The 21,948-nt window shown below is 43.0% G+C and carries 20 protein-coding genes; 6 read left to right on the top strand and 14 right to left on the bottom strand.

The window, feature by feature from the left end; all coding sequences use genetic code 11:
- Positions 1–247 precede the first annotated feature (247 nt).
- Positions 248–1,903: a catalase gene (locus ACFOJ8_RS01530; protein WP_380651713.1), complete on the top strand. Its 1,656-nt coding sequence runs from the start codon at positions 248–250 to the stop codon at positions 1,901–1,903.
- 133 nt (positions 1,904–2,036) lie between these two features.
- On the opposite strand, the gene ACFOJ8_RS01525 is transcribed toward ACFOJ8_RS01530, so the two are convergent.
- Genes ACFOJ8_RS01525 through ACFOJ8_RS01510 form a run of 4 tightly spaced genes read right to left on the bottom strand, consistent with a single transcriptional unit; the run spans position 2,037 to position 4,977 of the window.
- Entirely contained in the window at positions 2,037–2,807 is a 771-nt protein-coding gene (locus ACFOJ8_RS01525) for an ABC transporter permease (protein WP_380651711.1), read from the bottom strand.
- Complete coding sequence (locus ACFOJ8_RS01520; RefSeq protein WP_380651708.1) at positions 2,804–3,682, bottom strand: ABC transporter ATP-binding protein; 879 nt, start codon at positions 3,680–3,682, stop codon at positions 2,804–2,806. The genes ACFOJ8_RS01525 and ACFOJ8_RS01520 overlap by 4 nt, the downstream gene beginning before the upstream one ends.
- A gap of 1 nt (position 3,683) precedes the next feature.
- Positions 3,684–3,881, bottom strand: coding sequence for a PLDc N-terminal domain-containing protein (locus ACFOJ8_RS01515; RefSeq protein WP_380651706.1), 198 nt, complete (start codon positions 3,879–3,881; stop codon positions 3,684–3,686).
- Position 3,882: 1 nt separating this feature from the next.
- Positions 3,883–4,977 carry a helix-turn-helix domain-containing protein gene (locus tag ACFOJ8_RS01510; RefSeq protein WP_380651703.1) on the bottom strand — a complete coding sequence of 365 codons (1,095 nt, stop codon included), beginning with the start codon at positions 4,975–4,977 and terminating at the stop codon, positions 3,883–3,885.
- A gap of 258 nt (positions 4,978–5,235) precedes the next feature.
- Here ACFOJ8_RS01510 and ACFOJ8_RS01505 point away from each other — a divergent pair, with 258 nt between their 5' ends.
- A complete protein-coding gene (locus ACFOJ8_RS01505; RefSeq protein ID WP_380651700.1) occupies positions 5,236–5,973 on the top strand; it encodes a ZIP family metal transporter in 738 nt (245 codons plus the stop codon).
- 81 nt (positions 5,974–6,054) lie between these two features.
- Here the strand turns inward: ACFOJ8_RS01505 and ACFOJ8_RS01500 are convergent, their stop codons facing one another.
- From ACFOJ8_RS01500 to ACFOJ8_RS01490, 3 genes are all read right to left on the bottom strand, one after another.
- Complete coding sequence (locus tag ACFOJ8_RS01500; RefSeq protein WP_380651699.1) at positions 6,055–7,107, bottom strand: 2,3-butanediol dehydrogenase; 1,053 nt, start codon at positions 7,105–7,107, stop codon at positions 6,055–6,057.
- 78 nt (positions 7,108–7,185) lie between these two features.
- Positions 7,186–7,779 carry an alpha/beta hydrolase gene (locus ACFOJ8_RS01495; protein WP_380659872.1) on the bottom strand — a complete coding sequence of 198 codons (594 nt, stop codon included), beginning with the start codon at positions 7,777–7,779 and terminating at the stop codon, positions 7,186–7,188.
- Between the two features lie 23 nt (positions 7,780–7,802).
- Positions 7,803–8,762 (bottom strand): ring-cleaving dioxygenase, encoded by a 960-nt coding sequence (locus ACFOJ8_RS01490; protein WP_380651697.1) that lies wholly within the window; start codon positions 8,760–8,762, stop codon positions 7,803–7,805.
- 251 nt (positions 8,763–9,013) lie between these two features.
- Between ACFOJ8_RS01490 and ACFOJ8_RS01485 the strand changes: the two genes are divergently transcribed.
- From ACFOJ8_RS01485 to ACFOJ8_RS01475, 3 genes are read left to right on the top strand one after another with little or no spacing between them, the layout of a single operon-like run.
- A complete protein-coding gene (locus tag ACFOJ8_RS01485; protein ID WP_380656971.1) occupies positions 9,014–10,015 on the top strand; it encodes a LacI family DNA-binding transcriptional regulator in 1,002 nt (333 codons plus the stop codon).
- Between the two features lie 52 nt (positions 10,016–10,067).
- Positions 10,068–11,735, top strand: coding sequence for an alpha-glucosidase (locus ACFOJ8_RS01480; protein ID WP_380651695.1), 1,668 nt, complete (start codon positions 10,068–10,070; stop codon positions 11,733–11,735).
- Positions 11,736–11,750: 15 nt separating this feature from the next.
- The gene (locus ACFOJ8_RS01475) at positions 11,751–13,667 is read left to right on the top strand and encodes a PTS beta-glucoside transporter subunit IIBCA (RefSeq protein ID WP_380651693.1); all 1,917 of its coding nucleotides are present in this window, start codon (positions 11,751–11,753) and stop codon (positions 13,665–13,667) included.
- Between the two features lie 61 nt (positions 13,668–13,728).
- Here ACFOJ8_RS01475 and ACFOJ8_RS01470 read toward each other — a convergent pair whose 3' ends face one another.
- Positions 13,729–14,745 (bottom strand): aldose epimerase family protein, encoded by a 1,017-nt coding sequence (locus ACFOJ8_RS01470; RefSeq protein WP_380651690.1) that lies wholly within the window; start codon positions 14,743–14,745, stop codon positions 13,729–13,731.
- A gap of 136 nt (positions 14,746–14,881) precedes the next feature.
- Between ACFOJ8_RS01470 and ACFOJ8_RS01465 the strand changes: the two genes are divergently transcribed.
- Entirely contained in the window at positions 14,882–15,607 is a 726-nt protein-coding gene (locus tag ACFOJ8_RS01465) for a class I SAM-dependent methyltransferase (RefSeq protein WP_380651687.1), read from the top strand.
- 119 nt (positions 15,608–15,726) lie between these two features.
- Here ACFOJ8_RS01465 and gucD read toward each other — a convergent pair whose 3' ends face one another.
- The 6 genes from gucD to dctP form a co-directional block, all read right to left on the bottom strand.
- Entirely contained in the window at positions 15,727–17,166 is a 1,440-nt protein-coding gene (gene gucD / locus ACFOJ8_RS01460) for an alpha-ketoglutaric semialdehyde dehydrogenase GucD (RefSeq protein ID WP_380651684.1), read from the bottom strand.
- A 24-nt stretch (positions 17,167–17,190) separates the two neighbouring features.
- Positions 17,191–18,105 carry a 5-dehydro-4-deoxyglucarate dehydratase gene (kdgD, locus tag ACFOJ8_RS01455; RefSeq protein ID WP_380651682.1) on the bottom strand — a complete coding sequence of 305 codons (915 nt, stop codon included), beginning with the start codon at positions 18,103–18,105 and terminating at the stop codon, positions 17,191–17,193.
- A gap of 114 nt (positions 18,106–18,219) precedes the next feature.
- Positions 18,220–18,894, bottom strand: coding sequence for a FadR/GntR family transcriptional regulator (locus ACFOJ8_RS01450; protein WP_380659871.1), 675 nt, complete (start codon positions 18,892–18,894; stop codon positions 18,220–18,222).
- Positions 18,895–19,046: 152 nt separating this feature from the next.
- Complete coding sequence (locus ACFOJ8_RS01445; RefSeq protein ID WP_380656969.1) at positions 19,047–20,345, bottom strand: TRAP transporter large permease; 1,299 nt, start codon at positions 20,343–20,345, stop codon at positions 19,047–19,049.
- Positions 20,346–20,347: 2 nt separating this feature from the next.
- Complete coding sequence (locus tag ACFOJ8_RS01440; protein ID WP_380651676.1) at positions 20,348–20,833, bottom strand: TRAP transporter small permease; 486 nt, start codon at positions 20,831–20,833, stop codon at positions 20,348–20,350.
- A 12-nt stretch (positions 20,834–20,845) separates the two neighbouring features.
- Positions 20,846–21,856 (bottom strand): TRAP transporter substrate-binding protein DctP, encoded by a 1,011-nt coding sequence (gene dctP / locus ACFOJ8_RS01435; protein WP_380659870.1) that lies wholly within the window; start codon positions 21,854–21,856, stop codon positions 20,846–20,848.
- Positions 21,857–21,948 lie beyond the last annotated feature (92 nt).

Genomic DNA, 21,948 nt, shown 5'->3' with positions numbered 1-21,948 from the left:
AATGTGCTCCCTTCATTCTAATTTTGATAGTTTTTCTTCTACCACATTTGTAAAAATACAAACGCTTATACCCAAGTCCCTTAATAGCCATCTAATATTTTGCGTATCATTTGATTTTAGATATTTCAGAATCTATACTTGAAAGTGTACAGATTAGAAGAATTATAAACTACAGCCTATCCGACTGATGTGTTTTCGGTGCCATTACGTATTTGGTTAAACGATTAATTCATAGGAGGTTTTGATTTTGGCAGATAAGAACTACCAGAAAGATTCCGAGATTCCACGCGAAAAAGAAGTGAAACGCGATACACTGACAACCCGTCAGGGAAGACCTGTGACAGATAATCAGAATTTACGCACCATCGGGGACCGCGGACCGGCCACAATGGAAAACTACCATTTCCTTGAGAAAATTTCACACTTTGATCGTGAAGAAGTACCAGAGCGTGTCGTGCATGCTCGCGGCACAGGTGCTTTCGGCTATTTCGAAACGTACGGCAAAGTCGGTGACGAGCCAGTCGAAAAATATACACGCGCCAAAGTATTTTCGGGTGAAGGCAAGAAGACGCCGCTTATGGTGCGATTCTCTACTGTGGCCGGATCCAAAGATTCACCGGAAACAGAACGTGATCCGAGAGGATTTGCTGTAAAAATGTATACTCAGGACGGCAACTGGGACCTCGTCGGCAACAACCTTAAAATCTTTTTCATCCGTGATGCCATGAAATTCCCAGACATGATCCACGCCTTCAAAGCCGACCCTGTCTCCAACGTTCCAGATCCGACACGGATGTTCGACTTTGTTTCCCGTTCACCGGAAGCAACCCATATGATTACTTTCCTGTTCTCTCCATGGGGAATCCCTGCGACATACCGGCATATGCAAGGATCCGGCGTCAACACGTACAAATGGGTCAATGACGAGGGCGAAGCTGTACTCGTCAAGTACCACTGGGAACCAAAACAGGGAATCCGCAATCTGACCCAGGAAGATGCATCGTACATCCAAGCGAAAAATGTCGCCCATGCGACGCAAGATCTCTATGCGGCGATTGAACGTGGAGACTATCCCGAATGGGAGCTGTATGTCCAGATCATGGAGGACGGCTATCATGAAGAACTCGATTTCGATCCGCTGGATGATACAAAACTCTGGCCGGAAGACCAGTTCCCTTGGCTGCCTGTCGGCCGCATGGTACTCGATGAGAATCCAACAGACTTCCACGCACAGATCGAGCAGGCATCTTTCGGTACAGGCGTTCTCGTTGATGGTATGGACTTCTCCGATGATAAGATGCTGATCGGACGGACGTTCTCCTACTCCGATACCCAGCGCTATCGTGTCGGTGCCAACTACCTCCAAGTACCTGTTAATGCACCAAGAAATAAAGTGCGTACCAATCAGCACCGTGGTCAGCTGGACCATCGTAAACAAGAAGAAGGTAGCGGTGACCCAAGCATCAACTACGAACCGTCTATGATTGGCGGACTCGAGGAAGCAGAGGAGAAAGCACCTCAGCACCAGCCGACATACAATGCGGCGGCAATGACCAAACCGATCGATCGTCCGAACAACTATGGTCAGGCTGGTGAGACCTATCGCAACCTCGCTGATTGGGAACGAGAAGAGTTAATCAGCAATCTCTCCAATGTACTCTCTCAATGTGACGAACGCATCCAAGAAGCGATGATCCATCATTTCAGTCAGGCTGATGAAGAATACGGCCGACGCGTCAAAGAAGGTATCGAGCAGAAAACACAGGAAGCAAAAGAAATGCAAGAAGCAGAGTTGCCGGGTCGTGAGGCCGGAGAGCAGTCTAGATATGGAAAAGGCACTAAGAGCCAGCAGGAAGCTTCAGCAGAAGCAGTCGATAAAGGTAACGAATCGGAACCGTATTAAAATTGAATATACAACCATGAATGATGTCGGACACCAAGTGTCCGATACCCGCTGAAAAGATGACCCCTTTCATTGTCTGGCATAGGCCAATGAAAGGGGTCATTGTATTATAGTAATTTTTAAATATGTGTTATCAGGTCATCTGCATTTTCTTAAATCTGAGCAAAGCAACGATAAAGAGGACCAACGATAAAATTACCGTGATGACAGAAGACCATAAAATATCTTCCGCCCCGATTCTACCAGCGAGCAGGTCAATGTTATTGCCGATCAGATATTGTGGCAGATAACTTGCCAAATCGGGATGGATGCCAACCATCATCATCACGATGACGACAGTGACGACACTGAGTAGCACTGCAATGAAACTACTCGCGAATAGTGTCGATGCAAGCATGAGCAGACTGATGACGAATACACCATAGATCCACGTCATCACAAAAGATAAGAATAGATGATTGACCGCCTCATCCCAGTAATACACTGTATAGGCATATGTCACCAGCGCACTAACTACGTATCCTAACGTCCAGGTGCACACCATGAACGCCGATTTTACGATAATGACGTTTGTCCGCTTCAAGCCTTTGGTCACCAAATTCAAAAGCGTATTGCGACTGAACTCATGAGTGAGGATATTGCCGAATAAAATGATGAACACAACCAGCCCAAGCTGGTTCATATTGGTGAAGAATTGAGTATAGGAATCCAGAGCTGTCGGTTCGGGAATCTCAGCCATGATGCCTGAATCCTTCATGACCCGCTCAAGGATATCTGGCAGGATGAGCGCCGTAAAAGGGCTAAGTACACCGATGATGATGAATACAACAAGGAAAGCTACAAGTTTGAAATTGCGCCACGATTCGACGAGTTCTTTAAAGAATAGTGCTAAGACCTGATTCATGACGTCACCTCCAAGTACACATCTTCGAGCGACTTATGCTCTTTTGCAATCTTTGAAGGATAAATTCCATGAGCATGCAGTGTATTGTATATTTCTTCGAGGCTATGGTTCGCTATAGTGTATGCCGTGCCTTCTATATGGGTGATATCGAGTAGTGGTTCTAATGTTTGGTATTCATCTTCACTGAGTTCAATAACAATCCCCTTCTCACCGAAGGATGCCTGATTCAGATCAAGGGATTTTACAATTCTTCCTTCATAGAGAATGCCCACCTTGTCGCAAATCCGTTCGACATCGGTCAGTATGTGGGTGGAAAATATGACCGTGGTCTCTTTGGTAATCTCTTTTAAAATTCTAAGTATCTCCGTGCGTCCTTTTGGATCCAGAGCGCTAGTCGGCTCATCGCAAATCAATAGTTTCGGCCGGTGGATAAGTGCCTGGGCAATACCAAGCCGCTGCTTCATCCCCCTTGAATAGTTTTTGATTTTAGTACGCTCACCTTCAAGACCCACGAGCTTAAGTAATTCATTAATCCGTCCCTTCTGCACAGACTTCTCCATCTGCGTAATATCAGCACACAGTTTCAGATATTCGGCCGCATTCATATAAGTGTAGAACTCCGGTACATCTGGCAGATAACCGACGTGGCGGTTCGTCGGCGTGTCTCCAAAGCGCACTTTTTCGTCGCATACGTACATCTCACCTTCATCTGCCGCAAGCAGACCGAGGACCATTTTCATCGTCGTTGTCTTACCTGCACCGTTACTGCCGATGAATCCGTATATTTCGTTGGATTGCACTACAAGGTTCAGATTATCTATGACCGCCTTCTCATTGAATGTCTTCTTTAGTCCCTCTATTCTCAGTATATCCATCTCATTTACGCTCCAGTACAAAGTAAAGGATCGGTCCAAAAATATTGAGTATAATTACAATGATGATCCACGCTATCCGGTTGAGGTATTTGAAGTGCTGTTGGCGGATGATCATGATCAATGCCGTTACAACGAGAATCAACTGTAGTATAAGCAGCGGAACCAAAAATGGCAGGTATTCTTGTACTTCAATATTCATATCATCTCTCCTCCACTATTTTTGTCAGTCTATGTACAATATTCTTAAACGTAATGTCGTCTTTCAAACCGAGAAACATTGGATTGTCCACAAGTGCACTCACCAACTGCTCTTTAGCAATACCGAAATTTACCGGTACATCCTTGCCAATATCAAAATCTGCCACCCAGTCATCGATTTCTGTAAAGAAATCATCACCATGCAGATAGTAGTCATTAATCAGATTTTCGACAGACTCCAAGAATGCATTGAGATGATGGAAGCAGCGCGCCTTATCGGTGACAAGCTGCATAGCTGTGACGAGGTGGAAGTTCAGCATCGAATTCGGATGCAGCGCCCTGAGATTGAATGCTTCATCCATCGCTTCACCTTTTGAAATCAGCACTTCAAGATCATCGTAGAGTCCACTCTTAATCATCATTGTAAAGTCGCCAATAATGAAAACAATGTTCTGGTAGATCTCGACTTGCAGCACAGATTTCGCTTTTTGATTGTCTCCTTGCATCTGATAGGACTGAGCCAAAAGGGTACTTGCCGGCAACTTAGGGAGCGTTGCATCCTCAAGCAGATCGACCGCTTCAGAAGACTGTTGTTCAATCAAATGGATCATCGCTCTAAAAAACGTAACCTGTTCCTTTAGGTGCAGTGAATCAGCGTTCTGGAGCACCCTCAAGATCAACTGCTTAGCCAGTTCGAACGTTGCCTGCTTATCTTCACTCAAATAAGCATGATTGAGCAGCAGTCCCACGAGTACAGTCAGAAAACGATAGCAACTGTAATAGCGACGTGCATTACTCCGTACCGATTCCAGTGCATCATCGTAATTTTCAGTTTCGAAGTTTTCGGCAAGCTTGTGATACGAAATTCTGATCTGCTGTTTTGTAAGCTGAGGAGAATAGTCGACCAATTCATCAAGCGTCGTATCAAACAATACAGCCAGTCGTGCGAGATAATTGATTTCCGGGAACGAATGCCCTTTTTCCCACTTTGATACTGCCGCCTTGCTGATACTCAGAAAATCCGCAATGTCTGACTGCGTATATCCGATACGTTTGCGATGATTCAATATACTCTGTCCTAGGTTTATATCTTTCATGCACCTGCCTCCTTCACTTTCATCATAAAGTGTTTTCTTGCCTGTATGTATTACCAATATATAGATAAATGTTGAATAAGTTAATTATAAGTTTACTTTTAAGATGTAGGTAGGGTTGAACTTAGCTTCGGCATGCATGGTGTATTAACCATCACCTCAGAAATTCTACGATTACCACCGCATATTATTTAAGATACAGGTTAATCCGAAAGTCGAAATGGGTAGTAACAGAAAGATAACGGTTGGGAGGCTAAAGTCATGATTTCTGCGTTAATGTGGGGGGCGATTGCTGGGTCAGCTAATCTACTCGGCGCGCTCATTGTGCTAATCGTATCATTGCCGCAACGACTAATCGCCTACATCATGGCACTTGGAACTGGTGCATTAATTGGTGCAGTCAGTTTTGAACTTTTAGGAGAGGCAACAGAACTGGGCGGGCTATGGGAGATTGCGCTCGGATTCCTGGGCGGAGCTGCTATTTTCACCGCATTTGACATCTTCATCAGCCGAAAAGGCGGGAAACACCGAAAACGTTCCGGACTTAAAGATGAAAAAGCAACAGATTCTAAAGAGAGTTCGGGGCTTGCCATTTTTGTCGGAACCGTCATGGACGCCATACCGGAAACCGCGATGATCGGTCTTGGGATTGCTCAAGGTGGCGGTGTTGGTCTCGCTTTGATCGTGGCGATATTCATCAGCAACCTGCCAGAAGGAATATCGAGTACGACTGGAATGAGAAAAGACGGCTATACGACTCGGAGAATCATGTTCATGTGGATATTTGTTCTCGTTGCTTCTGCCGCAAGCGCCCTTTTGGGATATTCGCTCCTTGAACAGACATCTGATTCGACCCAAGCGATTATTTCCTCATTTGCTGCAGGCGCCATTATTGCGATGATTGCCTCTACAATGATGCCGGAAGCACACGAGAAAGGCGGACCTATCGTAGGGTTGATAACAGCGATTGGTGTTTTTATTACGTTGCTGTTTGGATAAGTTTTAAATATAAATATTGATCAATTGACTTATTGGAATTAAAAATAGACAGCTAAATATAGCTGTCTATTTTTACGTGTACTATTTCTCTCCGCCAAGCCTAACAAGAATCTTCGACTGGCTCTTATCATTAAGCAATGCTTCGAATCCTTTATCTACAATTTCGTTCAGTTCGATATGATCTGTAATGACCGGAAACGGATCAATCTGACCGGTTTCGATCATTTTCACAGTGGCTTCAAAGATATCTGGCTCATAAGCCAATGTGGAAGCAATACGGACACCACTTGCGGTAAGATCCATTGGATTCAGTTCAATCGGCTTCTCGAATATGGAGACGATCGTTACCATCCCACGAGCACGTGTCGCCTTGATGGACTGGTTGACAGTGATGCCGACACCGGCGACTTCGAATGTACGATCAACGCCATCCGGATAGTACTGATGAATGTACTCAACTGGGTCCTGGTTACCTGAATTGACGGCATGGGTGGCACCGACTTCCTTCGCTTTTTTGAGTCGCTCGTCACTGAGATCAAAAGCAAAGATGTCCTTCGCACCTGCTGCACGCGCAGCAATAATTGTAAGCAATCCGATCGGCCCTGCTCCAAACACTGCCACGGAATCACTGAATTGCATCTCTGACTCCCGGATTGCCTGCAAAGCAACGGCCGTCGGTTCAACAAGCGCGCCGAGCTCAAGTGATGTACTCTGATCGAGTTTGACAACATTTTTTCTATCTACCAGCACGTAGTCCGCAAATCCACCATCACTGCCGAGACCGACAAACGTAAATCCGTTGTACATATCAATGAGCGGGTTTTCATGTGTCCCTTGAGTAATCAGTGGATTGATTGTCACTTTATCCCCAACACTGAGTCCCTCTACACCCTCACCAAGCTCTTCGACGGTTCCTGAGAATTCATGTCCCATCGTAAGTGGCGCCTTCTGGTCGGTCAGCGGAGACGCCTCGCCTTCAGGAATGAAAATTGGTCCTGCATTATACTCATGCAGATCACTCCCACAGATTCCTGCCCATGCAACTTTGACCTTCACCTTACCCTTATTGACTTCCGGTGTTTCCACATCCTCGACACGAATATCTTTTGCATTGTAGAAAACTGCTGCACGCATCTAATTACCTCCAATGTGTTATTTATTTCACATTTATTATAACTGAGTAGTCAGAATAATGGAAATGAAAACACCTCGTTACTTGTCCAGCCATGCCTTTGCTTTTTCTGCTGCTTCCTGCGGTAGACTGTGCCCATTGACCCATGTCGTTGTGACATCGGCGCCTCGATCCTCGAAAATGCTGACGACTCTTAAACTCTCTCCCTCAGGCACAATTGGATCTCCTTTGCCAAGTGAAAGGAAAACCTCCGCGTCACTCAGGTCCTTGCTGTCTTGTAGGGTCATTGGATAGAGCGGTGCGAATAGCGCAGCTTTTTTGAATTGTGAGGAGTCTCTGAGTATCAAGTTGATGGCGATATTGGCACCATTGGAGAATCCCACTAATACGACATCTTCTAAGTCGAAATCGTGCTGCTCAGCGGCTTCAATGATGAAATCATGCAGTTCCCCCCCCCGGTATTCGAGGTCTTCTAAATCATACTGTCCTTCACCATGGCGTTTGAAATAGCGGTTCATACCATTTTCCGATACATTGCCGCGGATACTGAGTACGTTATATTCCGGATTCAGCATTCCAGCAAGTGGCAGAAGATCATGCTCCGTGCCGCCAGTACCATGTAGCAGTACAAATACCGGTGCACCTTTTTTTGTTTCGTTGTATATATGCTTCATTATAGATCCTCCTAAGGTAATGGTTATTTAGAACGTGTTGTATCGAACGGACGTACTTGCGCTTCGATGTACTCGCGTCTTTCTTCAAGGAATGGTGGCAATGCCAGGCTTTCCCCCAGTGTTTCATATGGTTCATCATCCATGAAACCAGGCCCATCAGTGGACAGCTCGATCAGAATGTGGCCGATACGGGTATAGAGTGCTTCAAAGTAGAAACGGTCGACATTCCCAGAGTGTCTCATGCCCCGTTCATTGTACTTCGCTTCCCATTTCTTAATTGTCTCATGGTCGGCAACTCTGAATGATACGTGGTGGACTTCACCGTATCCTTGTCTGGCCGAACCGGATTCATCTTTTCTTAAGATGACCTGGCCACCATTGCCGCCTTCTCCAACATCGAGCAGCGCCACATCCGCTTCTTCTGAGACAAGCTTCATGCCGTAGACATCCATCAACACCTGCTTGAAATCTTCATAGTAGCTGATGTGGATTTCAATCGGCCCAAGACCATAGATTGCCTTGTCTTCAGGCACAGGTCCGTTCTTCCATGGCTTACCTGGTGCTACACCTGCATTGTTTTCATCTGAAACTAGCTGGTATTTCTGACCATCCGCTTCTTCAAATGGCAGCACCTTCTTATCAAACAGATTCTGTATGCCATCATGCTTCACTTCGAACTGGTCGAAGCGATCTCTATAGTACTCGAGCGCAGCATCGTTCGGCACTCTGAATGCGGTACGGTAGATCGAGTTCGATCCCGGAGACCCTTTCGGGTTATTCGGGAAATCGAAGAAGGTCATGTCCGTGCCAGGTGAACCGACATCATCCGCAAAAAAAGTGTGATATGTGTGGATATCATCCTGATTGACCGTCTTTTTCACCAAACGCATACCTAGTACGTTCGTAAAGAACTCGTAGTTTCTCACCGCATCATCTGTCATTGCTGTAACGTGATGGATGCCGAGTAGACTTTCATTTTTCATAATAGAATCCCTCCAAGAATTATTACACCCATATTATCTCGAATTCGAGATAATATCAAGATATATGCTTATCATTTAAAAAACAATCAGGACTATCATCCGCTTTTCTTTCTATCTTGAACCCTTACTTGCTCTTTAACCGATAAAATCAGCAGTGGATAAAGAACCGATATATTTCGATTGGAGGTTGACTAATAGAACGCTTTCAATTATTATGAAATCGATACCACATATATAAGAAGGTGATTTGAATCGCAACAATCAAAGATGTCGCTTATAAAGCAGGCTTATCTGTAACAACAGTATCAAGATATTTGAACAATCATCCTTATATCTCAGAAGATAAAAAGGAAAAAATAAAGAATGCCATGGAAGCACTTGATTACGTACCGAGCGCACTGGCTACTCAGCTCCGATCAAATCGTGGCACAACAATTGGCGTCCTCGTTTCGAGACTGACAAATCCCTATTTCGCCTATCTTGTAGATGCGATAGAGAAGAAAGCAAAAGAGCAAGGATACCGTCTGCTCATCATGCAGACATATGGCGATAAACAAGAAGAAATAAATACCTTGGATATGCTGAAAGAAAAAACAATCAGCGGCCTGATCATGTGTGCGGTGGAAAATGATCTTGATATAGTCGAATCCTATACAAAGTACGGATCCATCGTTGTATCGACCCAAACCGACTACAAGAGTGACCTACTGCATTTCATTACAACAAACCAGGAGCAGGCGACGTATGATGCCATCAATTTCCTAATCGATAAAGGCTATACCGGCATCGCCTACTCGACTGGTGGAGACTTTACTGAACAGAGTCACGGACGGCATAGAAACAAGGGGTACTTGAAAGCACTCGAGACATCAGGTATGGACCTGAACGAAAGATGGATCTTTAGGAACAATCATACAATAGAAGATGGTATGCAGATCGCTACCGAACTTTCACGATTGAACGAAACGGACCGCCCTGATGCAATCTTTGCAGGCAGTGATGAAGTGGCAATCGGCATCATCCAGAAGTTTGAGGAGCTTGGTATACACGTGCCATCAGACATTGCTGTAATGGGATTCGATAACCAACCATTTTCATCTTTGGCAAAAATCCCTCTGACAACGGTCGCACAACCAATGGAGACACTCGGACAGCAGGCTGCTTCGCTGATTATCAGTACGATAGAAGAAACGGAATTCACTGTAGACCCATCAAAATTGCAACTGAAAATTATCGAAAGAGAATCTGCCTAGTCAGATTCTTTAAAATCACATATATGGTATCGATACTATAAGGAGTGAAAGTATGAACCAGTGGTGGCAAGAAGAAGTAATCTACCAGATTTACCCGAAAAGTTTCAAAGACAGTAACGGAGACGGCATTGGAGACATCAATGGAATTAGGGAGAAACTTCCCTATCTTAAAGACCTTGGTATAACGATGCTCTGGATCTGTCCGATCTTCAAATCCCCGATGATTGACAATGGATATGATATCTCCGACTATCAAGACATCAACCCGGAATTCGGCACGCTCGATGACTTGGAAAATTTGATTACAGAAGCAAAAGAACTGGATGTTAAGATCATTCTCGATCTGGTGGTCAATCATTCTTCCGACGACCACCCATGGTTCCAGGAAGCCTTGGCCAATCCAAACAGCAAATACCGAGACTACTATATTTTCAAAAAATCCGTCGATGGCAGACCACCCAATAACTGGCGTTCCATATTCGGAGGCAGTGTATGGGAGAAAGTCCGCGACGAAGAGACATATTACCTGCATACGTTTGATAAGCGACAGCCGGATCTGAACTTTGAGAACCCAGAATTACGCAAAGAAATCTATAAAATGATCAACTGGTGGCTTGAGAGAGGCATCGCAGGATTCAGAATCGATTCCATCACCTTCATCAAAAAGGATCAGGACTACAGTTCACTTGAGGCCGATGGCGTTGATGGACTGGTGACTTGTAAACACAAGACGCGGAATCGTCCAGGCATCAGTGCATTCCTGCACGAACTGAAAGCGCAGACGTTTGACAAGTACGATTGTGTCACTGTCGGGGAAGCACCCGGTGTCGGGTATGAGGAATTCGGCGACTATATCGGGGAAGATGGGTATTTTTCTATGATATTTGACTTCAAATATTCCGATATCGACGTGGAGTCGGGCAGTGACTGGTTCAAACGGACCGATTGGACGGTAGAGGAGTTCCGCAATCTGGTATTCAAGTCCCAAGAAGCAATACAGAAAGTAGGATGGGGCGCCAACTTCATTGAAAACCATGATCAACCTAGAGCAATATCCAAGCTGATTAGAGAACCGCAATACCAAAACTATCTCGGGGGCAGCGCCTTGGCTATGATGTATATGTTCCTCCGTGGTACCCCCTTCCTTTACCAGGGACAGGAAATCGGTGCTACCAACTTCACCCGCCAATTCATTGAGCAGTTTGACGATATATCAAGCATCGACAACTACTACCGTTCAATGAGCGAAGGATTCTCAAAAGAAGAAGCACTCCACTTCGTCAATCTCCGCAGCCGAGACAACACCCGTACCCCGATGCATTGGGATTGCAGTAAATACGCAGGGTTTTCAACGCACACGCCTTGGCTTGAGATGAACGAAAACTATAAAACGATCAATGTTGCTTCCCAAGAAGATGATTCCAGCTCACTGCTTAGTTTCTATAAGCTGCTGATTTCAACCAGGAATACATCGCAATATAGAGACACTCTGATCTATGGAAACATCATTCCAATCTACGATACAAAGCCCCACATCATCAGCTACTATAGAACACGCGAAAAAGAGACCCTGCAGGTCATCGTCAACATGTCGGATGATGAAACCGACATGGATGTACAGTCCGCTACACCGATCATCAGCAACTATGAAGCAATGCAGATCAATGACACATGCATTACTTTAAAACCGTATGAAGCGATGCTGATCAAATTGAACTAGACTGGAGAGCAGATCATGTCAAATAACAAATACCAGAAAATAGCTCGAGAAATCGTCGAAACTGTTGGAGAAGATAATATCGAGAGTGTTTCCCACTGTGCCACCCGCCTGCGACTGTCCGTTTATGATCGCAAAAAGATCAACGATGAGGAAATCCAGGAAATAGATGAAGTGAAAGGGGTCTTCTATACAGGTGGACAGTATCAGATCATTCTTGGCACAGGTATCGTCAACAACGTCTATGAAGAAATGAACAATGAGCATACGTTCACTGAACGCACTAAAGATGAGATGAAAGAGAATAAGGAAAAAGGACTCCAGCGCGCCATCAGAATCCTTGCCGATGTCTTCATCCCAATTATTCCGATACTTGGTGCCACTGGTCTATTCCTTGGTCTCCAAGGGGTCATATTCAATGAAGCCGTACTCGGATTCTTCGGGATGTCTCCAGATATGATACCCGAAGAATTCAATACCATCGTCAATATACTGACAAGCACCGCATTCGCCTTCTTGCCTGCATTCATTACATGGAGTGCGTTCAAGACATTTGGCGGAACGCCTGTTGTCGGGTTCCTGATTGGTCTGATGCTCGTTTCTCCCGAACTTCCGAACGCCTATGCCGTTGCTGAAGGAAATGCCAACCCGATTATGGTATTGGGGTATATTCCAATCATAGGCTACCAGGGAAGCATACTGACCGCGCTCTTTGCTGGAATCATCGGTGCAAAAATAGAAAAATTTCTACGCAAGCGTATGCCGAATGCACTAGACCTGATATTCACACCCTTTTTCGTCATCATCATCATGCTGCTGATCTCACTTTTCGTCATGGGACCAGTCGTGAAAGCAATCGAGACAGTGGGAATAGACATTGTCACGATGTTCATAGGTTTGCCCGTCGGACTCGGTGGTTTCCTAATCGGCTTCTTGTACCCGTTGGCAGTCATGACAGGCTTGCACCATATGTTCATCATCGCCGAAACCTCCATGCTCGCAGCCACCGGTTTCAATCCACTGATTACATTAGCGGCGATGTACGGATTTTCAAACGCTGGTGTCACTTTGGCACTATCACTACGGAGCAGGCAGCAATCATTTAAAACAGCAGGAGTCAGCGCAACCATCACACAACTACTCGGTGTTAGTGAACCCGCCCTCTTCGGTGTGGTACTGAGATCCGGCATGCGTGCTTTATTCGTCATGCTGGCCTGCTCATCACTTGGTGGCGGTATACTGGCCCTACTCGGTATTCAGGCAAACTCGTATGGGCTTGCCGTTATCCTTTCGCCACTGATGTACTTGTACGATTTCAGCCAGTTGCTCACATACGTAATCGTCGGTATCGCTACTTTCGTACTCGCATTTATCGTCACTCAGTTCGTAGCAGTGCCTAAAGGTGAAGTCGCCACAGAGAATGTAAGCAAACAGAAAATAGCGGAAGAGGATAAAATGATAGGTGGCGCTCCAACAAATCTACAGTTTGCAGCTACGACCGATGGCGAACTGTTTTCGCTTGGTAATGTAAACGATGCTGTATTCTCACAAAGAATGATGGGTGAAGGATATGCAGTAGAGCCAAAAAGCAATGAGATATATAGTCCTGTTGCAGGTACTGTGACTATGATCACAGATACAAAGCACGCGATAGGTATCGAAACAGACGATGGTATCGAAGTGCTCGTGCATATGGGTATCGACACAGTAAACTTGAAAGAGGACGTGTTCGACATCCACGTCAAAGAAGGACAAAAAATTGATAGAAATGAAAAACTAGCAGATATGGATATTAAAACTGCCCTATCTCTAGGATACGAAAGCACGATCATCACGGTCATTACGAACACCCCGGACAAAGTAGATACCTTCAGACTAAAGCGATCGGGGTCTGTTAAACACGGAGAAATGATTGCAGAAAGTGTTTTAAGTTAAAGTATAAAAATAGAGGCGTAGCCACCCAGGTCATTACTTGGATGGCTGCGCCTCTGTAAATTTATTCACCGTCTTCTATACTGAAGCTGAATATCGTCTCCCACTTCTCTTTGCAGTGTGAGACAATATCAAAACCAAGATCCAGATACTGTGCAGCCGGCGAACGTTGTGCCTCCATGCAGAAGCCCATATATTGCTTCGGTTCCCTATTTGCGAGAGGCAGGCCATCATCCAGATTATTTCCTGTATAGAAAATGAGACCCGGGAAGTCCGATTTCATACTGACCTTACGTCCACTGTTTTCTTCGCGAACTTCGAAGTGGCCGTTCTTATCCAATAAGAAATAGTGATCAAAGCCACCATTTGCGACCTTGATTTGTGCATCGTCACTCGAGAATATGTCCCTAAAACGCTGGCCTTCACTTAAATCGAATACTCCCTCGCACTGTTCAACCGACAGTGGAATCAGGTTCTCATCCATCTTTAGGTATTTGTCTGCATCACTTTCGACTATATGGTTTGAGACCGTCTGGTCTGGATTGTTGTTTAGATTGAAATATACGTGGTTAGTCGGTGCAACAGCAGTTGCCACAGTGCTATCTACCTCATACTCCATCTTCAGCTCATTGTCATCACTCAATGAGTAAAGCAAAGATATTTCTGGATTTCCCGGGAAACTTCCTGCAATCTTCGTATGGAAACGAAGCTTATAAATATCTCCTACCTCAACGATTTCACTTTCCCAGATTTTGTTCTGTGTCCCGAGTTCACCACTGTGTAGTGCATGTGCCCCTTCGTTTTTGTCCAATGGATAAGTGCCACTGTCTACTTTAATTTCAGCATCTTTCACCCTGCCCGCAATTGGTGCAATGGTTGCTCCGAGTAGATGCATGTTGCCGTAGTACTCTTCGAGTGTCTTATTCTGCAGTGCAATATTACCGAACACTCCATCACGATCCGGCACGTGGATGCCGATGATGCTCGCACCCACATTGATGACTTCAACTTTCATCCCACTATTGTTTTCCATTGTGTATAGAATAATATCGGCGTCATGATGCTGCTCGCTCACTTTCATCTATAATCCACCTTTCTAGTTCTGCGCTCATATTTTTGTATACCCCTGCAGGATCAAAGGAATCATTGCTTAACCTGTATTGGCTGAAACTATTCATATATAATAGAGAAACAAAAATGGAAGGGAGTCAGCAGATATGAAATCGCCCTATAATGACGAAGATTTTTTCAACCAGTACAAAGAACTCCGGAACAATCCACTCAGTTATAACCAGGTCGTCGAGATGCCGGAGATGAAACGTGCACTTCCTGACCTCGACAATAAAACGATACTGGACATCGGCTGCGGTCTCGGCCACCTTATTTCATACATGCTCAATGATTCTCCAAAATCGGTCACTGGTACCGATAATTCCATTTTCATGATCGACCACTGCAAGAAAGAATTCAGTCAAGATAATGTTACTTTCCGGCATGGTGACTTCACTAAGATGGAATGGAGGATGCGATTTGATATCATCACCGCCTCACTGGTTTTTCACTACGTGGAAGATTTCAACCAACTATGCATGAAACTCTCACAGATTCTAGAGCCTGGCGGCACGCTACTCTTTACAATGGAGCATCCAATTACAACTGCAGGTAAGACACCGTATATCAAAGTCGATGGTGTCCACCATAAGGTCGACCACTACTTCGAAGAAGGGGCGAGAAGAGCTTATTGGTCAGGGATTGGAGTATTTGTCGAAAAGTATCATCATACGCTTGAAACACTTTTAAATTCACTTATCCAGAATGATCTTTCCATCGACTACGTCAAGGACCTGGGGCAGAGTCCCGAGGTGTTTGAACACTACAGTGAGGAGCGTATCGAAAAACTCAGCCATTTCCCACTGTTCATTATGATTCGTTGTAAGAAATAAATAATTAATATGTAAAAAAAGGAAGACAGAAAATCGGAAGTCGATTTTCTGTCTTCTTGGTTCAACAACTCAATTTTTATGTTTAGAGCTCACGTACTTTAGAGAGTATAACTAAAAAATTATTTTATAAAAATAGTTTTAATGTTTGTAAAGAACTCAATCGCAGCTTTTCCTTGCTCTCTTGAATGAGAGCTAGATTTTTTCATTCCACCAAATGGTGCCTGAAGTTCTACTCCAGCACTTTCAGCATTTATTCTGACAAGACCTGCATCCATGTCATCGATAAAGGAGAGCATTTTTGAAATGTCACTTGTAAATATAGAAGCGCTTAAACCATAATCTGAATCATTAGCAAGATCAATAGCTTCTTCAATAGAATCGACTTTCATCAGAGCTAGTACAGGTCCAAATATTTCTTCTTGAGCGATTGTCATTTCTGAGGTGACCGAGTCGAATACCGCTGGAGTGATGAAGTACCCTTTACTTTCATTAACTTTTTCACCACCGGTTAGCAATTCAGCGCCTTCTTTCTTACCTATATCTATATACGACAGTACTGTATCTAGCTGTGTTTGACTGACAGAAGGTCCCATCCACGTATCTTCTGAACTACCGTCTCCAACCGATATGGCTGATACTTCTTTGACAAGTTTGCTCTTGAATTCTTCATAAACACTACTGTGAACAATAACTCGACTTGTAGCAGTACATTTTTGTCCTGTTGATTTGAGTCCTCCACTTATTGTTGCCGATACTGCCAAATCAAGATTAGCGTCTTCTGTTACAATGACTGGGTTTTTCCCACCCATTTCAAGCTGATACTTGATACCCCGTTCGACTGCTTTCTGAGCAAGTTGTTTTCCGACACTGTTTGAACCAGTGAAAGTAATGGCATTTACTTCCGAATGTCCAGATAAAGCCGGTCCTATAACTGACCCTGCTCCGGATACGAAGTTAACGACACCTTCTGGCATTCCTGCTTCATGGAAACACTCAATTATTTTCGCACAAGTTATAGCAGCTTCACTGGCAGGTTTTATAACAACAGTATTCCCATAAATCAATGCGGGTGCCATTTTCCATATTGGAATAGCTACTGGGAAATTCCACGGTGTAATAACTCCCACGACACCTAAAGGAGTGCGTGTCGTAAACATAAGTGCATCCTTATCCGTTGAAGGGATTACATCCCCAATGGAGCGCATTCCTTCTCCTGCATAATACCTCAAAATTGCTACCCCTCGTGCAGTTTCTCCTCGAGCTTCAGCCAGTGTTTTACCCATTTCTTTAGTCATTGTTAATGCAATGTCGTCTATTCTTCCTTCGATGATAGCTGCTACTTTAAACAACAAATCGCCTCTATCATTTCCTGTACACTTTTTCCATGCTAACTTTGCAGAACTTGCGGCATCAACTGCAGCATTAACGTCATTGACAGTTGAGCTTTGAAACTTGCCAACCAACTCATCTGTATTCGCTGGATTGTGACTTTCTATTGTTTCGTTTTTTTCTGCCGTAGACCATATGCCATTGATATAGTTTTTATATGTTTCAGTCATTATAAACACTCCTCCATCATTCTCTTACTTCGGGTATTTTTCTAATGCATTCAAAATAACTTTTTCAAGTGCTTGGTAATGGACATCTTCCACTGGAACAATAGGTGCACGAACATTTAATGAGATAGGTAAGCCAACTATCTTCATACCTGCTTTGATTAGTGCTACTGCGTATCCCTTTTTCATCTTTCTAATTTTATTAATGGGCAGAATCACATCTCGGTAGATCTCATCTGAAAGTCGGCTGTTACCATCGAGTAATGCCTTGTAATAAAGAGAAGATATATGAGGAATATAGTTTGAAATGGCTGAAGAGTAAGAGTGGAAACCTATTCCTGAGTATGCCGCCATAGTCATCTCTGCCAAAGGCAATCCATTTATGTACTCCAAGCGGTCCCCTAGCCTATGCTTGAGTTCAATGTTAAATTCCATGTTACCCACACCATCTTTAAAACCTACCAATTGTGGATGATCACATAAATTCTCAATTGTATCGATTTCCAAAACACAATTATCTCTTTGATAAACGATTGCTCTCAATTGCGTACTTTTAATAATGGAGCCCAAATATTCACTGATACCATCTTGTGAAGGTTCAATCAAGTAAGGCGGCAAAATAAGATAGCCATCTGCTCCAAGTTCTGCAGAGATTTCTGCTTGCTCCAATGCTGCACTTAAATTCCCACCTACACCTGTATACAATGGAACCTTGCCAGCTGTTGACTCAATTCCAACCGATACCATTTTCCTGTATTCCTCAATATTTATAGACTGTAGTTCTCCAGCACCACACGCTATAAAAATACTTTGCAATCCTTCTTCCAATAAAAACTCAATATTTCTCTTGAGACTTTCGTAATCAATAACGCCCGCTTTATCCATAGGTGCGACAGGAAATCCTAAAATTCCATTAGGAACTTGTTTTTTCGTACCCTTCATTTTATACCCCCTATTTTGTCTATATTTATAATTGTAAGACAATAAAATAATTCTGTCAATTAAAAAATTAGAAAACAAAAACCACCTTTCTCAGGTGGTTTGATTATTCTAATACTAGTATTCAGATGTGTGTTGAAGAATTTTATCCCTTACATCGCTCAAATGATTGTACATCTCTTGAAACGCTTTAACAGGGTTATGTGCTTCTAAAGCACTGAAAATATTTTTGTGATGCTGAAGCGTTTTATTTTTCTCTCGAAAAGGTATTAAGCTATTCGTCTTCTCGTGAGAAATCAACAGTGAATCAATCATTCCTTCAACAACAGGATTGTCAGCACTGTGCGCAATGATTCTATGGAATTCTTTATCAATATGGCCATAGTCATTATCTTTTTTTGCTTCAAGTTTTGTAATTGTGTCTTGTAGTTTATCTAGTTGCTCAGATGAAATTTTCTCAGCCGCGATTGTTACGAGGCCAAGCTCTAACGTCATTCTGGCTTCAATAACAGCTGGGACGTTATTGATTGATAATGACAACATCGCCATAAAAGGGCTACTCCCCACCTTACTGTTGATAAAGGTTCCGCCTCTAGGACGTCTGGACACAATTTCTAATGTTTCAAGCGAGCTCAGTGCCTCTCTTAACACGGGTCGACTCACATCAAACTGGTGCATAAGTGTCATTTCAGAAGGTAATTTATCTCCTGGGTTTAATTGCCCCTCCATCAGAAGGTGGATAATTTTCTCTAAGACTTGCTGAGATAAAGTGTTCCGTTGCACCGCTTCCATTCTATAATTATTCATATACTTCCCATCTTTCGTTCTTTAAAAGTAATCTGACTGATCACGTTGCCAATATCCATATTAAAAGATAAAATGCTAATTTCTTTAGACTAATATTATTGTAAGTCAATAATACCACAGTTATTTATAAATTTTTATTAATATCCTGCGAGCCTCGGCAAAGCATTAGAGAACCACGGCATATAAGTGATGATCAGTAAGACTATAATAATGGCAAGATAAAATTTAAAAAGATGAGGCATCACTTTTTCAATTTTTCGATCTGATATTTTAAGACCAGTGAATAATACATTTCCTACAGGCGGTGTAATTGTTCCAATAGACAACGCAAGTGTCAACATAATACCAAATTGCACAGGATCCATACCAAGTTCCAATGAGACTGGAAGCAGAATAGGTGTAAATATTAGAATTGCCGGTGTTAGGTCCATAAAAGTTCCGACCAATAATATTAGAATATTAAGTACCAAAAAGATGAGGATTGTGTTCTGCGAAATACCAAGTACGCTTTCAGCTAACATCTCAGGGATGCCGGTGAATGACATGACCCATGCCAAAATGTTGGATGCTCCGATAAGAAACATTATGATTGCAGATAGCTTTGCACTACTGACCAGTACTTCGTACAAGTCCTTCAGACTTAATGAACGGTAAAACACTGTAGCGAGTAATAAGCTATACATCACAGCTACAGCTGCTCCTTCAGTTGCTGTAAACACTCCCATCACTATACCAGCAACAACGATCACAATAAGAAAAAGACTAGGAACACTCTTTAGAAAGACATTAATAAATTCTTTAAAAGTGACTTTCTCTGTCTCAACGTATCCCTTCTTTCGGGCGTAAAAATAAGCAACTATCATACAAGCCACTCCCCATAGAATGCCGGGAATGATACCAGCCAGAAATAGAGCTGCAATGGATGTACCACCACTTGCAAGCCCGTAGGTGATGAGCGCGGTACTTGGAGGAATCAGAAACCCTGTGGGGGCAGTCGCTATATTTATTGCACTTGAAAAGTCTTCGTCATAGCCTTTTCTCTTTTGTATAGGACCCATCGTCGAACCCATTGCGGAAACAGCTGCTGTTCCTGATCCAGATACAGAACCAAAAAGCATATTTGCAACTACATTTGTATGAGCTAATGATCCCGGAACTCTTCCGGTTATAGCTGTTGCAAGATTGATCAACCTTAAAGCAATCCCTCCTTTATTCATAATGTTACCTGCCAGAATGAAAAAAGGTATGGCCAACAAAGTAAACACGTTAATCCCTTGAAACATCTTTAAGGAAGAAGAGGGAATGGCTGCAGAGAACCCTAATGATTGAATAATCGCAAAAATGGAAGCAATGATCAACGTAATCCCAATAGGAATACCAATGGCAAGTAAGACTAAAACAACAACCAATATTAAAAGTCCTGAGCTGATTGCAATACTCATTTAAACACTCCTTGCCTATAGTTTTTTACTTCCATGAGGATAAAGTGTATATTGTAAAAGATAATTAATATGCCACTAATTGGTAGCACGATATATATCCAATTCAAGTTTATGCCAAGAGTTGGAGAAAGTTGAAGGGCCCCCACGTCCATTAAGTATTTACCACCAATTACGAAAACTGCCATAGCGACAATCATTATTAGAACTTCGCTGAAAATTTTCAAAATCAGACCACCTATGCCAGTAATTTTATCTGACAGTAGTGTAATTTTGATATGGTCTTTCTGTCCAAAAACAAGCGCAGTCGCCAGTAAAGACACCCATACGAAAGCAAAGCCTAGAAGATCTTCAGAAACGGTACTGGGTTGCTGAATGACATATCGCATAAAAACCTGAAAAATTGTCAATATCGTCATAAAAGCGAGCAATCCTGCGCATAATCCACTCAACACCATATCAAGCCTGGACTTAAAGTCTTCCATAATATACTCCTCCTATTCCTGACTCTCCCTGATAATCTCATACAAAGGTTGCAGCTCTGAATATTCTTGTAACATCTTTTCCCTAACAGGTGCTTGAACCTCTTCAAATAGTGACTTATCAGGAGTGACGAACTCAAGACCCATATCTTCGGCTTCAATTATTGCTTCTTCAATACGCGCATCCCATGCATTATTCGCTACCTGTGTACTGAGTTTAAACCCTTCTTCGAATATTTCTTCCTCTTCACCGGAGAGGTTTTCCATAAAACTTGGTGTCGTTACAAACATGTCGGTGAATATCTGATGCTCCGTCCTTGAATAATAATTGGCCACTTCACCGTGTTTCATATCTACAAGAGCCATTTCTGGATTAGAAGCTACATCAATAACGTTACTTTGCATTGCAGTATAGATTTCTCCATACGCGAGCACAGTTGCTGCAGCATTAAAACCATTTACCATTCTTACGTTGGCTTCACTCGGCTGTACTCTTATTTTCAAGCCTCTCAAATCAGCTGGAGTTTCAATCTTCTTTTTTGAATAGAAGTTATTTACTCCATTCGCAAACCACCCCACACCTTGAATACCTTTATCAACAGTAGAATCGTATATCAATTGGTTAAATTCTTCTTTTTTCATTACTTCTCTAAAATTTTCTTCGTCTTCGAAAACATAGGGAAGACTGAAAATCTTATATTCGTTGGCATAAGCCTCGAGATCACTGCCACTTGTGGCTACCATATCAAGTGAACCTAATTGTAGTAGCTCCAAAGCTTCAGAATTCGATCCGATGACACCATCTGTATATACTCTTACCTCAAATTTATCGGAAAGGTGTTTCTCAATGTATGCTTCAAAAGCTGAAAGTCCTTGATTAATTGGATGATGTACTGGCTGTACCGTTGCTACACTAACAATTTTCTTACTTTCCACTTCTGTATTTGCTCTAATCGAACAGCCTACCGCAATCAGTGCGACAATCATAATCATACCCAGAATAGGTAAAATACTCTTTTTCTTCATAGCACCATACCTTTCGTATTAAACCGTTTTTTATGTAAGCGCTTTTATTTAGTGATAAAAATTTTTATTTATTTAAAAGTGAGAAGGTATAC

Origin of the sequence: Salinicoccus sesuvii, assembly GCF_042648145.1 — a bacterium.
GTDB lineage: Bacteria > Bacillota > Bacilli > Staphylococcales > Salinicoccaceae > Salinicoccus > Salinicoccus sesuvii.
Note: the sequence above shows the minus strand (reverse complement) of the source record. Positions and strands in the feature narration are given on the sequence as shown.

Excerpts from the sequence above, each read along its gene's own strand:
- gucD (WP_380651684.1), bottom strand. The coding sequence starts at position 17,166 with ATGACTGAAACATATAAAAACTATATCAATGGCATATGGTCTACGGCA.
- dctP (WP_380659870.1), bottom strand. The coding sequence starts at position 21,856 with ATGAAGAAAAAGAGTATTTTACCTATTCTGGGTATGATTATGATTGTC.
- ACFOJ8_RS01510 (WP_380651703.1), bottom strand. The coding sequence starts at position 4,977 with ATGAAAGATATAAACCTAGGACAGAGTATATTGAATCATCGCAAACGT.
- ACFOJ8_RS01470 (WP_380651690.1), bottom strand. The coding sequence starts at position 14,745 with ATGAAAGTGAGCGAGCAGCATCATGACGCCGATATTATTCTATACACA.
- ACFOJ8_RS01480 (WP_380651695.1), top strand. The coding sequence starts at position 10,068 with ATGAACCAGTGGTGGCAAGAAGAAGTAATCTACCAGATTTACCCGAAA.
- ACFOJ8_RS01490 (WP_380651697.1), bottom strand. The coding sequence starts at position 8,762 with ATGAAAAATGAAAGTCTACTCGGCATCCATCACGTTACAGCAATGACA.
- ACFOJ8_RS01475 (WP_380651693.1), top strand. The coding sequence starts at position 11,751 with ATGTCAAATAACAAATACCAGAAAATAGCTCGAGAAATCGTCGAAACT.
- ACFOJ8_RS01520 (WP_380651708.1), bottom strand. The coding sequence starts at position 3,682 with ATGGATATACTGAGAATAGAGGGACTAAAGAAGACATTCAATGAGAAG.
- ACFOJ8_RS01495 (WP_380659872.1), bottom strand. The coding sequence starts at position 7,779 with ATGAAGCATATATACAACGAAACAAAAAAAGGTGCACCGGTATTTGTA.
- ACFOJ8_RS01505 (WP_380651700.1), top strand. The coding sequence starts at position 5,236 with ATGATTTCTGCGTTAATGTGGGGGGCGATTGCTGGGTCAGCTAATCTA.
- ACFOJ8_RS01525 (WP_380651711.1), bottom strand. The coding sequence starts at position 2,807 with ATGAATCAGGTCTTAGCACTATTCTTTAAAGAACTCGTCGAATCGTGG.
- ACFOJ8_RS01465 (WP_380651687.1), top strand. The coding sequence starts at position 14,882 with ATGAAATCGCCCTATAATGACGAAGATTTTTTCAACCAGTACAAAGAA.
- kdgD (WP_380651682.1), bottom strand. The coding sequence starts at position 18,105 with ATGAAGGGTACGAAAAAACAAGTTCCTAATGGAATTTTAGGATTTCCT.
- ACFOJ8_RS01500 (WP_380651699.1), bottom strand. The coding sequence starts at position 7,107 with ATGCGTGCAGCAGTTTTCTACAATGCAAAAGATATTCGTGTCGAGGAT.
- ACFOJ8_RS01450 (WP_380659871.1), bottom strand. The coding sequence starts at position 18,894 with ATGGAAGCGGTGCAACGGAACACTTTATCTCAGCAAGTCTTAGAGAAA.
- ACFOJ8_RS01515 (WP_380651706.1), bottom strand. The coding sequence starts at position 3,881 with ATGAATATTGAAGTACAAGAATACCTGCCATTTTTGGTTCCGCTGCTT.
- ACFOJ8_RS01440 (WP_380651676.1), bottom strand. The coding sequence starts at position 20,833 with ATGGAAGACTTTAAGTCCAGGCTTGATATGGTGTTGAGTGGATTATGC.